Here is a 14,136-nt window from a genome sequence, read left to right as displayed (position 1 = left end):
CGGACGGCTCGCGGCGGAACGGATCACCGGGAAGTGAACGAGCTCGACGCCGCCGGCATCACCGACCCGGCCCTGCGCGCCTCCTACGTCGCGTGCCGACGGCTCAACGCCCACCACGGCCGCACGTTCTTCCTGGCGACGCGCCTCCTGCCGGCCCGCGCCCGCCCGGCCGCGCACGCGCTGTACGGCTTCGCGCGGATGGCCGACGAGCTGGTCGACAACCCCGAGCCCGGCACGGATCCGGCGGCCGAGCTGGACCGCGTCGGCGCCATGGTCGACGTCGTCTTCGCCGGTGGGACACCCGACGACCCGGTGCTCGCGGCGCTGTCCGACACGGTCCACCGGTACGGCATCGCCCAGGACCTGTTCGACGCGTTCCTCCGCTCGATGCGGATGGACCTGAAGCCGGCCGAGTACGCGACGTTCACCGAGCTGGGTGAGTACACGTACGGCTCGGCGGCGGTGATCGGGCTGCAGATGCTGCCGGTCTTCGGCACCGTCGGACCGCTGGCCGACGCCGAGCCGGGGGCGATCGCGCTCGGCGAGGCGTTCCAGCTGACCAACTTCCTGCGCGACGTCGGCGAGGACCTCGACCGCGGCCGGCTCTACCTGCCGTTGACGGAACTGGCGGCCTTCGGCGTCTCGCGCGAGCTGCTGGAACGGCGGCGCGCGGACCCGCGGATCCGGGCGGCGATGGCGTACTTCGTGGCGCGGGCCCGCGCGGTGTACCGGCGGGCCGAAGCCGGGGTTCCGTTGCTGCGTCCCGAATCCCGGCCGTGCGTGCGGACGGCGCTGACGCTGTACGAAGGCATCCTGGACGAGATCACCGCGCTGGATTACGACGTCCTGACGCGGCGGGCGGTGGTGCCGAAGACGCGCCGGCTGGTGGTCGCGCTCCCCGCCTTCGCCGCCGTCTGGGCGCGCGAGACCCTCGGGGCCGGTCGTAGGCTGCGATCATGACCTCAGCAGCAAAGCGACCGATCCGGATCGGGCTGCAGCTCCAGCCGCAGCACGCCGACTACGACACCATCCGGCGCACCGCGTCGGCCGCCGAGGAGCTCGGCGCCGACATCGTCTTCAACTGGGACCACTTCTACCCCCTCTACGGCGAGCCCGAGGGCAAGCACTTCGAGTGCTGGACCATGCTCGGCGCCTGGGCGGAGTCGACGTCGCGGGTCGAGATCGGCGCGCTCGTGACCTGCAACAGCTACCGCAACCCCGAGTTGCTGGCCGACATGGCCCGCACCGTCGACCACATCTCCGGCGGCCGGCTCATCCTCGGCATCGGCTCCGGCTGGTTCGAGAAGGACTACGACGAGTACGGCTACGAGTTCGGCACCGCGGGCGGCCGGCTCGACAACCTGGCGGAGTCGCTGCCGCGGATCGAGGCGCGGCTCGGCAAGCTGAACCCGGCGCCGACGCGCAAGATCCCGGTGCTCATCGGCGGTGGCGGCGAGAAGAAGACCCTCAAGCTGGTCGCCAAGCACGGCGACATCTGGCACGGCTTCGGCGACCCGGAGGTCGTCGAGCGCAAGGTCAAGATCCTCGACCAGCACTGCGCCGACGTCGGCCGCGACCCGGCCGAGATCGAGCGTTCGTGCGGCGTCCAGGGCGAGCCGGACGAGCTGGGCCCGAAGCTGCTGGGCCTGGGCGTCTCGACGTTCACCGTCGGCGTGGGCGGCCCGGACTACGACCTGGGCCTGCTCAAGTCGTGGATCGCCTGGCGCGACAAGAACAACGGCTGAGTGTTGTTCCCGTGAAGGCCACCTCCGTCGGAGGTGGCCTTCACTTTTTGGTGCGGTGGGCGGCGACGCGCTCCCGGGTCGCGCAGCGGGGCGAGCAGTAGCGGCGCGGGCTGCCGCCGCCGAGGTGGGCAAACGGCTTGCCGCACGACGGTGACGCGCACAGGCCGCCCGGCGGGCCCTGGCGGTCTGCCAGCAGGGTGGCCAGGCCCAGCGCCGACGACGTCACCAGCCAGCGGTCCCACGGGCCGTCGTCGGCGGTGTCGACGTGCAGGTGCCAGCCGAAGCCTTCTTCGTGGTCCGTCAGGCGGGGCGGGCCCGCGTACGCCGCGAAGAGCCGGTTGAGCGCCGAAGCCGCTTCGGCGACGTCGGACGCTGCGAAGACGTCGCGCAGTTCTCGTGCCGCGTCGCGCAGCTTCGCCAGGTCTGTCTCCGAGAGCGACGTCGGAGGTTCGCCGTGGGCTTGGAGCACGCGCTCGACCTCCGCCGCCTCGACGTCCGGCGACAGCAGCACGGCGAGCAGGTCCACGGCGCGCTGAACGGAATCCCGGTGCGGAACGGCCATACCCCACTGTAACGTCTTGATGGTGCCAAGCCGTTACAGACTCGCCGGGTATCTCACCGGCGCGACGCTCGCGCGGACCGGCGACGAGCTGTCCGGGCCCGCGCTCCTGCTGCTGGGCCTGACGGCCGGCCCGGGTGCCGGGTCGGCGTTGCTCGCCGGGTTGACGGCGGCGGCCGCGGCGGGCGGCCCGGTGTTCGGCGCGCTGCTGGACCGCAGCCCGGCGCCCGGCCGGTTGCTCGCGGTCGCGCTGGCGGGGTACGCGGCGGGGATCGCCCTGGTGACGGTGGTGTTCGGGCACCTGCCGCTGTGGTCGGTGGTGGCGATGGCGGTGCTGACGGGCCTGCTCAACCCGGCCATCGCGGGCGGCTGGACGGCACAGCTGCCCGCGGTCGTGAGTGGCGGCCGGCTGCCATCGGCCGCGGGTAGGCGGCGGCGATCGATCGCAAGACACGAGCGGGATCAGCCGTCGCCGGTCGTGGATGGCGAGCCGGACCGGTCACCGTCGGCCGCGAGCGGCGGATCGTGCTCAATCGCAAGACGCGAGCGGGATCAGCTGCCGTCGATCGTGGATGGCGGAGCAGGTCAGCTGCCGTCAGCTACGAGCGGCGGAGCGCGCTCAAACACAAGACACGAGCAGGATCAGCCGCCGCCGGTCGTGGATGGCGGAGCAGGTCAGCTGCCGTCAGCTACGAGCGGCGGAGCGCGCTCAAACACAAGACACGAGCAGGATCAGCCGCCATCGATCGTGGATGGCGGAGCAGGTCAGCTGCCGTCAGCTACGAGCGGCGGAGCGCGCTCAAACACAAGACACGAGCGGCGTCAGCCGCCATCGATCGCGGGCGGCGAGCCGGGTCAGCTGCCGTCAGCTGTGAGTAGCGGATCGTGCGGGCTTCCTCAGCCGACCTCGACCACCGGAGACCGGCCGCCCCACCCGCCCTTGGCTACAGGCGAGCCGCCGGCCCAATCGCCCTCCGCAGCAGGCACTGCAGCCGCAGACACCCCGGCACCGCCGATCGCCACCGCGAGCCGCCTGGACGCGATGACCTTCACCGCCGCCGCTCTCGCCGGACCGGGGCTTGCCGGGTTGCTGGCCAACCTCGCGGGCGCCCCGTCCGCCCTCGCCGTCGCGGTCGCCATGGTCGCCGCCGCTCTCCCGGTCGCCTGGAAGCTCCCCGGCAGGCCCCGGCCGAAAGCCGCCCGGCTCAAGGAACAGCTCAACAGCGGCTTCAGGGTCCTTCTGCGCAACGCCCCGCTGAGGCGCGCCACCGTGACGTCCACGCTCTCGTGCGCCGGGATCGGGATGGTCACCGTCTGTTATCCCCTGCTCGGCGCCGCCCATCTCGGCGGGGCCGCGAACGGTGCGCTGCTCATGACCGTGCTCGCCGTGGCGTCGCTGCTGGCCAACGCCGTCTTCACCGGCAAAACCGGCACACCGGACACGGTTGTCTGGGCGAGCACCTTGGTGCTGGCTGCGAGCTGCGCATTGGCGGCCGCAGCGACCGGCCCGGCACTCCTGATCGCCGCCGCAACCCTGGCCGGATTCGCCGAAGGGCCGCAGCTCACGGCCCTGTTCGCGATCCGGCACCGCGAGACGCCCGAACGGGTGCGGGCTCAGGTGTTCACGACGGCCGCGAGCGTCAAGATCACCGGCTTGGCCCTGGGCGCGGCCGTGGCCGGGCCGCTGTCCGCCGCCGGGACGGGAACGTGCCTGATCGCGGCCGCAGCCGTGCAGCTGCTGGCCGCGTCGACCCAGGTCAGAAGGCCATCGCCTGGGCGCGCCGCTTCACCTCGGTGCCGTGGCTCGTGCGCAACGCGTTGACCGGGGTGCTGCCGGGCAGCGAGTCGTCGGTGGTGAAGAGCCAGCGGAGCATCTCGGTGCGGCTGAAGCCGGAGTCGGCGAGCACGGTGATCGTGCCGGACAGGCCCTTGACCACGCCGTCCTTGACGAGGAACGCGTTCGGCACGACCAGTTCGCCGCCTCGTTTGAGGGCGATCAGCTCTCCCTCGCGCAGCAGCTGGCGGACCTTGTTGACCGAGGTCCCGAGGGCGTTCGCCACTTCCGTCAGCGGCAGCACCGCGATGTCGGCGGCGAGGACGTCTTCGGCGACAGGAATCCCACTCACAGGTGACACTGTGCCACATTCGCCCCCTTCTCCCGCTACTGCGCTCGGGTGACCCGCCAGGTCTCCTCCACGCGGCGTGCCGGGTTCCGTACGATCCATACTCGTGACACGCACCCATCCCAGCCTGGTCGGCACGTTGCTCGAGCGGCGCTACCGCGTGGACGGCCTCCTCGCCCACGGCGGGATGTCGGCGGTCTACCGGGGGACGGACACCCGGCTGGACCGCCAGGTCGCGATCAAGATCATGGACCCGCGCTTCGCGGACGACCGGTCGTTCGTCGACCGGTTCGTCCGGGAGGCGCAGTCCGCCGCCCAGCTGCACCACCCGCACGTGGTGGCCGTGCACGACCAGGGCGAAGAGGGCGGCGTCGCCTTCCTGGTGATGGAACTCGTCGACGGCGGCACCCTGCGGGACCTGCTGGACGAGCGGGGCCCGCTCGAGGTCGCGCTCGCGCTGAGCGTCGCCGAGCCCGTGCTGTCGGCATTGGCCGCCGCGCACCGGGCCGGGCTGGTGCACCGCGACGTCAAGCCCGAGAACGTGCTGATCGGCCGGTCCGGGCCGCACACCGGCGGCGTGGTCAAGGTCGCCGACTTCGGCCTGGTGCGGGCCGTGGCCAGCGCCGGCACGACCAGCTCGAGCGTCATCCTCGGCACGGTCGCCTACCTCTCCCCCGAGCAGGTCACCACCGGCGCGGCCGACTCGCGCGGCGACGTCTACTCCGCCGGGATCCTGCTCTACGAAATGCTCACCGGCCGCGCGCCCTACACCGGCGACACCGCGATCTCGGTGGCCTACCGGCACGTCAACGACGACGTCCCGCGCCCGAGCGAGCTGCGCCCGGACCTGCCGCCCGCGCTGGACGAGCTGATCACCCGCGCGACCCGGCGCGACCCCGCGCTGCGGCCCGCCGACGCCGGGGAGTTCCTCACCGAGCTGACCGCGGTGCGCGCGCAGCTGGGCCTGCTGCCGGTGACCGTGCCGGTCCCGGTGTCGCACGGCCAGGGCGACGTCGCCGACACCGAGCGCACGCTGCCGCGGATCCCGCAGGTGCTGCCGGACACCGCGAAGACGATGCCGGTGCACCGCCCGAACGCGACGCGGGCGCTGCACCACCCGGGCACCCCGCCGCCGGGCCTGCCGGTGACCGGGAACGTCCCGCCGCGACCGCCGCGGCGCCACGGCGAGCCGGAACCCGGGAAGCCGAAGGACAACCGCAAGCGGATCGCGCTGATCGCCGGCGCCGTGCTGCTGTTCGGCGGCCTGCTCACGGCGTTCATCTTCATGCTGACCGACACCGGCGGCGACAAGACCTCGACGGTGCCGCAGCTGGTCGGGCTCAACCAGGCGGCGGCGGGTGACGCGCTGCGCGCGGCGAAGCTGACGCCGAAGTTCAGCCAGGAGTTCGACAACAAGGTGCCGTCGAACACCGTGCTGCGCAACGAGCCCGCCGCCGGCACCACGCTGACGCCGAACTCGACGGTGTCGGTCGTGCTGTCCAAGGGCCGCCCGTCGGTGCCGGACATCCGCCCGGGCACCGCGCTGCCGGACGCCGAGCAGGCGATCAAGACCGCGCAGCTGACCCCGGTCCGCGGCACCGACGACTTCGACGCCGAGGTCCCGCAGGGCGCGGTGATCCGCACCGAGCCGTCCGCGGGCAGCCAGCTGAACATCGACGGGCAGGTCACGATCATCGTGTCCAAGGGCCCGATCCCGCTGCCGCCGGTCCCGGACGTCACCGGGCGGAGCAAGGACGAGGCGTTCCAGCTGCTGCAGCAGGCCGGGTTCGAGCCGTTCCAGGCCGGCGAGGAGTTCAACCAGAGCGTCCCGGGCGGCGCCGTCACCCGGACCGACCCGCCGGCCAACTCCCAGGCGAAGGCGAAGCGGATCGGCGTGTTCGTCAACAACGCCGTCCAGGTGCCGGACGTCCGGTTCAAGTCGTTCGACGACGCCCAGAAGATCCTCGAGCAGGCCGGGCTGCAGGCCGATCGCGACGGCGGCCGCGGCCGCGGTGGTGGCGGCGGGTTCGACTTCGTCTTCCAGCAGGACCCGCAGCCGGGTTCGTTCGTCCAGAAGGGCTCGAAGGTCAAGCTGAAGGGCTTCGGTGGATGATCGGCAGCCGCGGCCGGGTCACCGGCACGATCGGCCCCGGCCTGATCGGTGAGGTGCTGCTGAACGTCCGCGGCGGGACCGAGGCGTTCTACGCCTACCCGATGGACCCCGAAGCGACCTTCAGCTCGGGCACCCAGGTGCTCGTCGTGGACTTCGAACCGCCCCGCACGGTTTATGTCGAACGGTGGCAACCACTGACGCGTTAGCGGCGTCGAAGGGCTACCGAACAACAGAAGACTGAGGGGTGTGGGAGGCCAATGAACATCCTGCTGATCGTCGGCATCGCCGTCGTGGCCGTGATCGTGATCTTCGGACTGCTGCGGATCCTGTACAAGGTCGCGGAGCCGAACGAGGCGCTGATCGTGTCCGGCTGGGGGATCCGCGTCGAGCGCAGCGAAACGGCGGACAGCCTGGGCTTCAAGATCATCACGGGCCGCGGCGTGAACGTCATCCCCGGGTTCCAGACCGCACGGCGGCTGTCGCTCGACACCCGGGGCGTCAACCTGCAGGTCTCGTGCGTGACCCGGCAGGGGCTGCCGGTCACCGTGCGGGCCGTGGTGATCTACAAGGTCGGTGACGACTTCTCGTCGATCGCCAACGCCGCCCGCCGGTTCCTGGACCAGCAGAAGGGCATGAACGACACGATCCACGAGCTCTTCTCCGGGCACCTGCGCTCGATCGTGGGCGGGCTGACCATCGAGGAGATGATCCACAACCGGGACGCGCTCACCGGCGAGGTGCGCCAATCCTCGGCGACGGAGATGATCAAGCTCGGCCTGATCGTGGACTCCCTGCAGATCCAGGAGATCGACGACGAATCGGGCTACATCCTCAACCTCGGCAAGCCGCACGCCGCCGCGATCGCCGCGTCGGCCCGCATCGCCGAGGCGCAGCGCGACCAGGAGGCCGCCGAGGTCGAGCAGATGTCCGCGGCGAAGAAGGCGGCCGCGGTCCGCGAAAGCCAGATCCAGCAGGCCGGCTACCAGGCCGAGGTCGACCAGGCGCGGGCGAAGATGTCCCAGTCGGGTCCGCTGGCCGAGGCGACCGCGCGCCAGGAGGTCGTCGTCCAGGAGACGCGCGCGGCCGAGCTGGAGGCGGCGCTGGCCGAGCAGCGGCTGCAGTCCCAGGTCCGCAAGCCGGCCGACGCGAAGGCGTACGACACGCGTACGACGGCGGACGCGGCCCGTGACGCTTCGATCGCGAAGGCCCAGGCCGAGGCGAAGGAGACCGAGCTGCGAGCGGCGGCGGACGCGACCCGCGTCAAGACCGCGGCCGAAGCCGAGGCGCAGGCGACGAAGGCCCGTGCGGAAGCGGCGGCCGCGGCGACCCGGGCGACCGGTGAGGCCGAGGCGGCCTCGGCGAGGGCACGCGGCCTCGCCGACGCGGAGGCGGCGCAGGCGAAGGGTCTCGCCGAAGCCGAGTCGGCCCGGGCGAAGGGTCTCGCCGAGGCGGACGCCATCAAGGCGCGCGCCGCGGCGCTGGCGGAGAACCAGGAAGCCGTCGTCGCGCAGCAGCTGGCCGAGCGCTGGCCGGAGATCGTCGAGGCCGGCGCGAGCGCGTTCGGCAACATCGACCACATGGTCGTGCTCAACGGCGCCGACGGTATGTCCGACATGTTCGCCAAGGCGCTTTCGCTCGGCGGAACCGGTCTCGGCCTGGCCCGTCAGCTGATGGATTCGATGGGCAAGCCGGCCGACAAGGAGCTCGACGAGAGCGCCAAGAAGAACGGCGAGCTCAAGCTGAGCGACTGACCGTTCACTCTGCGTACGGCCCCTGTGTCCCGGATCACGGGAGACCGGGGCCGTACGCCCGTTCGGGGGCGGAAATTCTCGTGACGTTGTCCTACCGTGGGCGCATGGTGCCGGACAGCGGTTCGCGGACCGTCCGATGAACTTCTTCAGCGGCGGTCCCCGCGAGCGTCCCCTGTTCCCGGTGCCGGAGCAGGAGCTGTACGCCTTCAACGGCCGGCACTGGACCGACGCCCCGCGCGAGCACATCGTCCCGGCCGTGCTGCCGTGGGCGCAGCCACTGGGCCGGTCCGAGCGCACGATCGTGGCGCTGCGGGCCGTCGAGGTGTGGCCGGAGGCGGTCACCCTGCGGATCACGGTCTACTCCCGCGAGAGCCTGGTCGACGACCCCGCCGAAGGGCTGATCGACCACCGCCGGGTGACCGACTACAACGGCCTGCTCATCGGCGTGCTCTACGCCGACGGGAGCCGGGCCAGCTCGGAGACCGTTTCGGTGCCGTCGGCCAGCGAGCCGGACGGGCCGGTGCTGCGGGCACAGGCGGTCGGCGGGACGCGGTTCGCCGTCGAGCACGAGGTGTTCCTGTGGCCGCTGCCGTCGGCGGGGCCGCTCAAGCTGGTCGTCCAGTGGCGCGACCGGGGCATCGAAGAAACCCGGACGACGCTGGACGGCGGCGCGATCCGCGCCGCGGCGAAGGACGCCGCGGAGATCTGGCCGGGGCTGGGCAAGCGCCAGGCCGGCGGACTGCCCGTGCGCCGGGTCGGCAAGCAGGTGGCCCTTACCCCCGACTGGGGGACCGCCGTGGCCCGGGCGGACGCACCGGAAATCGCGCCCGGAGAGTAAAAAACCCGCAAGTCTGTGACCCCGGGCACCGCCGCCCGGGGTATCTCGAATGGATGAATGGGGTGCTTAGTTAGCGTCGACGAAACACGTCGACCACCCGCTCGTCATGTCGGGCTGGTGCAGTGGCTTTCTCCTCCCCCTCGTCGCACGTGGACGTGCAGACCCCGCGAACGCCTGATGGGAAAGGTCGCTAATGGCAGGCTCGCCGCTCAGCGCACTCGACGTCGCTTTCCTTTGCCTGGAAAGCGAAAAGTCCCCGATGCACATGGGCGCGGTGATCACGTTCACCGCGCGCCGGCCCGTGGATCCCTCGGCGTTGACCGCGATCCTCGCCGAACGCGCGGCCCGGCTGCCCAAGCTGCGCCAGCGGGCGCGCGCCGAGCTCTTCCCGCCGGGTGCCGCGAGCTGGGCCGAGGACCCGGATTTTGTTGCCGCGAACCACATTCACCACGAGGCGCTCAGCTCCCTGTACGAGCCGGACCCGCTGGCGGCGTACGCGTCGCGGTGGATCGCCGAGCCGCTCGACACCGGACGGCCGCTGTGGGACCTCACCCTGGTCACCGGGCTGCCGGACGGGAAGTTCGCGCTGCTGATGAAGCTGCACCACGCGCTCACCGACGGCGCCGGGGCGTACGCGGTCGCGGCCGGGCTGCTCGACGGCGTCAAGCTGCCGGAGCGGAAGTCCGCGCCCACGCGCCGGATCCCGGCCCAGCGGTCCACATTGGACACCATGAAGGGCGCACTCGGCACGGTGTGGGACCAGGCGAACGAGGCCGCCGGCATCGCGTCGTCGGTGGTGCGGGCGACGCGCCCGACGCTGTCCCCGGTGTCGGCGCCGTCCTCGGCCGAACGGCGGCTCGGCTTCGTGCGGCTGCCGCTCTCGGAGCTGCGGCAGGTGCGCCAGGCCCACGGCGGCACGACCAACGACGTCGTGCTGGCGGTGCTTTCCGGCGCACTGCGCGAATGGCTGGTGAACCGCGGCCACCGCGCCGACGGCCGCACGCTGCGCGCGCTGATCCCGGTGAGCGTCCGCGGCCGGGCGGGCAACCGGCTCGGCGGCAACAAGCTGTCCGGTTACCTCTGCGACCTGCCGGTCGGCGAGGACGACCCGGTCGAGCGCCTGCGCGTGGTCCGCCGCGCGATGACCCGCAACAAGGCGGCGGGCCCGAGCCGCGGCGCGGGTGCGCTGCCGCTGCTGGCCGACCGCGTCCCGTCGCTGCTGCACCGCCTGGGCACGCGCACCGCGGGCCAGGCCGCGCCGCTGCTGTTCGACCTGGTGATCACCACGGTCCCGCTCCCCCCGGCCCGCCTGTCGATCGACGGCGCGGAGCTGTCGGAGGTCTACCCGTTCGTCCCGCTGGCCCCGCGCCACGCGGTCGGCATCGCGGTGGCCACCTACCGCGACTCGGTCCACATCGGACTCCAGGTCAACGGCGAAGCGGTCCCGGACATCGGCTCGCTGCGGGACGCGGTCCTGAAGTCGACGGCCCGCCTGCTCGACGCCTCCTGACGCCGAGCGAGCGGGCCGGGCCTCAGCCGCGGAGCATCTCCGCGACCAGGAAGGCCAGCTCCAGCGACTGCTGCGTGTTCAGGCGCGGGTCGCACGCCGTCTCGTAGCGGCCCGAGAGGTCGATGTCCGAGATCTCCTGGGCGCCGCCGAGGCACTCGGTGACGTCCTCGCCCGTCAGCTCGACGTGGATGCCGCCCGGGTAGGTGCCCAGCTCGTGGTGGACCTCGAAGAAGCCCTGGACCTCGTCGACGATCCGGTCGAAGTGGCGGGTCTTGTAGCCGGTGGACGACTCGTGGGTGTTGCCGTGCATCGGGTCGCACTGCCAGATGACCTTGTGCCCGGACGCCTCGACCGCCTTGACGATGCCCGGCAGCACCTCGCGGACCTTGCCGTTGCCCATCCGGGCGATCAGCGTCAGGCGGCCCGGCTCGAAGCGCGGGTCGAGCCGCTCGACGTACTCCACCGCCTGCGCGGGCGTGGTCGTCGGGCCGATCTTCAGCCCGATCGGGTTGGCCAGCAGCTCGGCGAACGCGATGTGCGCGCCGTCCAGCTGGCGGGTCCGCTCGCCGATCCAGAGGAAGTGCGACGACAGGTTGTACAGCTTCGGGTTGGCCGCGTCGGCGTTGTCGAGGCGCAGCATCGAGCGCTCGTAGTCGAGCAGCAGCGCTTCGTGGCTGGCGAAGATCTCGGTCGACTGCAGCGACGTGTCGGTGACGCCGCAGGCCGACATGAACCGCAGGCCGCGGTCGATCTCGTTGGCCAGCGCCTCGAAGCGCTGCGCCGCCGGCGACGCCGACACGAAGTCCTTGTTCCAGTCGTGCACCTGGTGCAGGTCGGCCATGCCGGCACCGGTGAGGGCGCGGACCAGGTTCATCGCCGCGCCCGCGTTCGCGTAGGCGCGGATCATCCGGCCCGGGTCGGGCACCCGCAGCTCGGGCTTGGCGACCAGCGAGTTGATGATGTCGCCGCGGTACACCGCCAGACCCAGCGCGTCCGTCGCGGCCGAGCGCGGCTTCGCGTACTGGCCGGCGATGCGGCCGACCTTGACCACCGGCAGGCTCGCGCCGTAGGTCAGCACGACCGCCATCTGCAGCAGGGTGCGCAGGTTGGCCCGGATGTGCGGCTCGGTGTTGGACTCGAACGTCTCCGCGCAGTCGCCGCCCTGCAGCAGGAAGGCCTCACCCTGGGCGACCATCGCCAGCCGGCTCTTGAGCCGGTCGATCTCCGCCGGGACGGTGATCGGCGGCACGCTCTCCAGGACACCGCGGACACGCTTGGTCAGCTCGGGGTCGGGCCACTCCGGCTGCTGCGCGGCCGGGAGGGCGAGCGCCTTGTCCAGGCGGGCCCGCAGTTCGGGCGGCAGCGGCGGCAGTTCGGGCAGCGTGTCGACGGGGACGTCCACAGTCCAGTTCACAGGCTCCAGGATAAGGTTCGCGCCGTGTCGCGTTCCGCCCGGTGGGCCACCGAGCTCCTGGCTCCCTGGGTGTGGGTGCTCACCCTGCCCCTCGCCCTCGCCTGGGACGCCACCGGCCACCGGTGGCTGTCCGCCCTGAGCTGGGGACTCCTCATCGCCGTCACCGGCTCGCTGATCCCGATGGCCGTCATCGTCCGCGGCGCGAAGCGCGGCGAATGGGACGGCCATCACGTGACGAACCGGGCCGGGCGCCGGGTCCCGCTGCTGGTCGCCGGGCTCTCCCTCGGCCTCGGGTTCGTCGTGCTGCTGGCCGGCGGCGCGCCGGCGCCGCTGGTCGCGTTGGCCGCGTCGATGCTGGCGAGCCTGGTGGTGGCGGTGGCGATCACGTTCGGGTGGAAGTTCAAGATCTCGCTGCACGCGGCGGTCGCGTCGGCCGCCGTCGTGGTGCTGACGCTCACGTACGGCCCGTGGGCGCTGCTGCTGGCCCTGCTCGTCGCCTGGGTGGCGTGGTCGCGGGTCGAGCTCGGCGACCACACCGCCCCGGAGGTGCTGGCCGGGCTGGTGCTGGGTGTCGTCGTGGGTGGCGGCGGTTACTGGGCGCTGCTCGCCGCGCTGACCTGAACCGGGCACCGACTCCCTCGACCGCGGAAAGCCGTGAAGGCCACCTTGAGGGACTCAGAGTCCCTTGAGGCGGCCTTCACGGACTACGGCGGGTCAGACGACCGCGAGTGGCAGGGCCGTCGGGTGGACCGGGGACGGGAGGTCGGACGCGCCGGTCAGGTAGGTGTCCACCGCGTTGGCCACCGAGCGGCCCTCCGCGATCGCCCAGACCACCAGGGACGCGCCGCGGTGGGCGTCGCCGCAGACGAACACGCCCGGCGTTTCCGTCTGCCAGTCCGCGCCGCACGAGAGCGTGCCGCGCTTGGTCAGGGAAAGACCCAGGGCGTCCAGCAGTGGCATCTCCTCGACACCCTCGAAGCCGATCGCCAGCAGGACCAGGTCCGCGGGGAGCGTCTCGATCTCGTCGTTGACCGGGATGACCTCGCGGCGGCCGGTCGCCGGGTCCTTCTGGACGCGGACCTGCTGCAGCTCGACCGCCGTGACACGGCCTTCCGAGCCGACGAACCGCTTGACCGCGACGGCGAACTTGCGCTCGCCCGCCTCCTCGTGCGCCGGGTAGGTGCGGAGGATGTACGGCCAGGTCGGCCACGGCGAGCGGTCGTCGTCCCTTGTGGACGGTGGGGTCGGGTACTGGTCCAGCTGCGTCACCGAAAGCGCGCCCTGGCGGGTCGCCGTGCCGTAGGAGTCGGCGCCGGTGTCGCCGCCGCCGATGATCAGCACGTGCTTGCCGCGCGCGTCGATCGGCGACGGGCCGTCACCCTCGACGAACTTGTTGGCCGGCACCAGGTGTTCCATCGCCAGGTGGATCCCGGCCAGCTCCCGGCCCGGGGTCACCCGGTCGTCGCGGCCGCGCAGCGCGCCGACCGCGAGCACGACGGCGTCGTAGCGCTCCCGCAGGTCCTCCACCGTCAGGTCGACGCCGACCTCGCAGCCGGTGACGAACTTGGTGCCCTCCTTGCGCAGCTGCGCGAGGCGCCGGTCGAGGACCTTCTTCTCCATCTTGAACTCGGGGATGCCGTAGCGCAGCAGCCCGCCGAGCCGGTCGTCCCGCTCGAACACGGTGACCTCGTGGCCGGCGCGGGTCAGCTGCTGGGCGGCGGCGAGCCCGGCCGGGCCGGAGCCGACGACCGCGACCCGCTGCCCGGATGACACCTCCGCCACCTGCGGCTGGACGTAGCCCGCTTCCCAGGACTGGTCGGCGATCGTCTGCTCGACGCGCTTGATCGACACCGGGCCGCCCGAGAGCGGCGAGATCGACAGGACGCAGCCCGCCTCGCACGGCGCGGGGCACAGCTTCCCGGTGAACTCGGGGAAGTTGTTGGTGGCGTGCAGCCGATCGCTGGCAGCGGCCCAGTCGCCGCGGCGCACCAGGTCGTTCCACTCGGGAATCAGGTTGCCCAGCGGGCAGCCGGAGCCACCGGAGTGGCAGAACGGGATGCCGCAGTCCATGCACCGCGACGCC

Annotated in this window: 13 protein-coding genes; 9 read left to right on the top strand and 4 right to left on the bottom strand. The window is 72.1% G+C overall.

Annotated features, from left to right (window positions below):
* Positions 1 to 33: 33 nt before the first annotated feature.
* Positions 34 to 960, top strand: coding sequence for a phytoene/squalene synthase family protein (locus ACGFMK_RS47300; RefSeq protein WP_392778098.1), 927 nt, complete (start codon positions 34 to 36; stop codon positions 958 to 960).
* Positions 957 to 1,745: an LLM class F420-dependent oxidoreductase gene (locus ACGFMK_RS47295; protein ID WP_392778089.1), complete on the top strand. Its 789-nt coding sequence runs from the start codon at positions 957 to 959 to the stop codon at positions 1,743 to 1,745. Before ACGFMK_RS47300 ends, ACGFMK_RS47295 begins: the two co-directional genes overlap by 4 nt.
* A gap of 40 nt (positions 1,746 to 1,785) precedes the next feature.
* Here ACGFMK_RS47295 and ACGFMK_RS47290 read toward each other — a convergent pair whose 3' ends face one another.
* A complete protein-coding gene (locus tag ACGFMK_RS47290; protein ID WP_392778086.1) occupies positions 1,786 to 2,307 on the bottom strand; it encodes a CGNR zinc finger domain-containing protein in 522 nt (173 codons plus the stop codon).
* Between the two features lie 19 nt (positions 2,308 to 2,326).
* Here ACGFMK_RS47290 and ACGFMK_RS47285 point away from each other — a divergent pair, with 19 nt between their 5' ends.
* On the top strand, positions 2,327 to 4,126 hold the full coding sequence (locus ACGFMK_RS47285; protein ID WP_392778095.1) for a hypothetical protein: 1,800 nt from the start codon (positions 2,327 to 2,329) through the stop codon (positions 4,124 to 4,126).
* Here ACGFMK_RS47285 and ACGFMK_RS47280 read toward each other — a convergent pair.
* Positions 4,062 to 4,430 carry an Rv2175c family DNA-binding protein gene (locus ACGFMK_RS47280; protein ID WP_392778084.1) on the bottom strand — a complete coding sequence of 123 codons (369 nt, stop codon included), beginning with the start codon at positions 4,428 to 4,430 and terminating at the stop codon, positions 4,062 to 4,064. The two genes, ACGFMK_RS47285 and ACGFMK_RS47280, sit on opposite strands and share 65 nt — an antisense overlap.
* Before the next feature lie 103 nt (positions 4,431 to 4,533).
* Here ACGFMK_RS47280 and pknB point away from each other — a divergent pair, with 103 nt between their 5' ends.
* The 5 genes from pknB (at position 4,534) to ACGFMK_RS47255 (ending at position 10,639) form a co-directional block, all read left to right on the top strand.
* Positions 4,534 to 6,540 (top strand): Stk1 family PASTA domain-containing Ser/Thr kinase, encoded by a 2,007-nt coding sequence (pknB, locus tag ACGFMK_RS47275; protein ID WP_392778082.1) that lies wholly within the window; start codon positions 4,534 to 4,536, stop codon positions 6,538 to 6,540.
* Positions 6,537 to 6,746 (top strand): hypothetical protein, encoded by a 210-nt coding sequence (locus ACGFMK_RS47270; RefSeq protein WP_323332769.1) that lies wholly within the window; start codon positions 6,537 to 6,539, stop codon positions 6,744 to 6,746. Before pknB ends, ACGFMK_RS47270 begins: the two co-directional genes overlap by 4 nt.
* Positions 6,747 to 6,797: 51 nt before the next feature.
* On the top strand, positions 6,798 to 8,291 hold the full coding sequence (locus ACGFMK_RS47265) for an SPFH domain-containing protein (RefSeq protein ID WP_392778081.1): 1,494 nt from the start codon (positions 6,798 to 6,800) through the stop codon (positions 8,289 to 8,291).
* A gap of 136 nt (positions 8,292 to 8,427) precedes the next feature.
* Positions 8,428 to 9,129: a hypothetical protein gene (locus ACGFMK_RS47260; protein WP_392778078.1), complete on the top strand. Its 702-nt coding sequence runs from the start codon at positions 8,428 to 8,430 to the stop codon at positions 9,127 to 9,129.
* A gap of 259 nt (positions 9,130 to 9,388) precedes the next feature.
* Positions 9,389 to 10,639 (top strand): wax ester/triacylglycerol synthase family O-acyltransferase, encoded by a 1,251-nt coding sequence (locus tag ACGFMK_RS47255; RefSeq protein ID WP_392778092.1) that lies wholly within the window; start codon positions 9,389 to 9,391, stop codon positions 10,637 to 10,639.
* A gap of 22 nt (positions 10,640 to 10,661) precedes the next feature.
* On the opposite strand, the gene ACGFMK_RS47250 is transcribed toward ACGFMK_RS47255, so the two are convergent.
* Positions 10,662 to 12,053 (bottom strand): class II 3-deoxy-7-phosphoheptulonate synthase, encoded by a 1,392-nt coding sequence (locus ACGFMK_RS47250; RefSeq protein ID WP_392778075.1) that lies wholly within the window; start codon positions 12,051 to 12,053, stop codon positions 10,662 to 10,664.
* Between the two features lie 24 nt (positions 12,054 to 12,077).
* On the opposite strand from ACGFMK_RS47250, the gene ACGFMK_RS47245 reads away from it, so the two are divergent.
* Positions 12,078 to 12,674 carry a phosphatase PAP2 family protein gene (locus ACGFMK_RS47245; RefSeq protein ID WP_392778072.1) on the top strand — a complete coding sequence of 199 codons (597 nt, stop codon included), beginning with the start codon at positions 12,078 to 12,080 and terminating at the stop codon, positions 12,672 to 12,674.
* Between the two features lie 93 nt (positions 12,675 to 12,767).
* On the opposite strand, the gene ACGFMK_RS47240 is transcribed toward ACGFMK_RS47245, so the two are convergent.
* The coding region (locus tag ACGFMK_RS47240; RefSeq protein ID WP_392778069.1) for a glutamate synthase subunit beta at positions 12,768 to 14,136 on the bottom strand (1,369 nt) is incomplete at its 5' end.

It is taken from the genome of Amycolatopsis sp. NPDC049252, from assembly GCF_043197175.1.
Classification (GTDB): domain Bacteria; phylum Actinomycetota; class Actinomycetes; order Mycobacteriales; family Pseudonocardiaceae; genus Amycolatopsis.
This window is presented reverse-complemented; position numbering and strand designations above follow the sequence as displayed.